The sequence below is a fragment of the Bradyrhizobium tropiciagri genome, from assembly GCF_001189845.1.
Classification (GTDB): domain Bacteria; phylum Pseudomonadota; class Alphaproteobacteria; order Rhizobiales; family Xanthobacteraceae; genus Bradyrhizobium; species Bradyrhizobium tropiciagri.
In genome coordinates, this window is the sequence record NZ_LFLZ01000173.1 from 1 (window position 1) to 1403 (window position 1403).

Here is a 1403-nt window from a genome sequence, read left to right on the forward strand (position 1 = left end):
TTAATGGCATGGACCACGCCCGCTCTCAGCGGCAACATAAAGCCCCGGCAAGAGAAGGAGCACAAGCCATGCCCGCTACGAACATTGTCACGATCGGTATCGATCTAGGGAAAAACACATTCCATGTGGTGGGGCTCGATGCTATGGGAGCAATCGTCCTACGCAAGAAGCGATCGAGAAATCAGCTGGAGCAGTCGCTGGCCAATGTTCCGTCCTGCCTGATCGGAATGGAGGCTTGTGCAGGAGCACATCACATCGGTCGGAGGCTCGAAAAATTAGGCCATCAAGTCCGGCTCTTGCCAGCACAATATGTCAAGCCGTACCTCAAGGGTCACAAGAATGACTTCCGTGACGCTGAAGCCATCGCCGAAGCCGTTCAGCGCCCGACAATGCGATTCGTCCCATTGAAATCGACCGAGCAACTCGATTTGCAGGCGCTCCACAGAGTTCGCAGTCGACTGGTGACGCAGCGAACAGCGGTCATCAATCAAATCCGGGGCTTTCTACTCGAGCGGGGGCTGCCGGTTCGGCAGGGAACGGCAGCACTCCGATTGGCACTTCCTGAGCTTCTCTCGATGCTCTCGGATAACCTGTCGCCTCGAGTGATTCAGCTCGTTCAGGACTTGGTTGAGGATTGGCGCTATCTCGACCGGCGGGTTACATCAATTACAAAGGAAATCAACGAGCTCGCCGAGCAAGATGCGCACTGTCGTCGCCTGATGACTGCGCCGGGCGTCGGACCGATCATCTCAAGCGCGATGCTCGCCGCGATCGGGACTGGCGATGCTTTTCGCAAGGGCCGCGACTTTGCGGCATGGCTTGGCATGGTACCGAAACAATTCTCGACCGGCGACCGAACCATTCTCGGCCGCATATCGAGGCGCGGCAACCGGTACCTGCGAACGCTCTTCATTCAAGGGGCTAGGGCCGTACTTCTGAGGCGCCAGACTTGGCCCAGGCACGGGTTCGGAGCCTGGTTGGAAGCAGCGTCCAAGCGGCTCCGCTCGAATGTACTGGTTGTCGCCTTGGCCGCAAAACTCGCGCGCATGGCCTGGAGCATGCTCGCAAAGGGCCGTGACTACGACGCCAATTTCCTAGGCCAGACCGCCTAAGACACACGACCGGGAAGGGAAGAAGGATCCACGATCACAATCGGAAGGCACAATATCCCGCCGAGGTTTGCGAGACGGAAAAGACGAATGGAGAAACGGTTCCACCGACACTTCTGAAGCCTGGTTCGCAGCCATGGGCCCCTTGTCGAGGCCGTCGAGTTATTGAGGACAGGAGTGGGCGGATATCCATATTGGCTCGAGGCGACAGCCTCAAATTGAAGCCGGATAGATTGGCGCAGACCGCTACATCATTTTGTCGATTTCCCTTGCAACGCGGGCGTGGTCCATAGA

General features: G+C 57.7%; 1 protein-coding gene. It reads left to right on the plus strand.

The window, feature by feature from the left end; translation table 11 throughout:
• Positions 1–68: 68 nt before the first annotated feature.
• On the plus strand, positions 69–1112 hold the full coding sequence (locus tag AKN84_RS44265; RefSeq protein WP_050426603.1) for an IS110 family RNA-guided transposase: 1044 nt from the start codon (positions 69–71) through the stop codon (positions 1110–1112).
• The last annotated feature ends 291 nt before the right edge of the window (positions 1113–1403 follow it).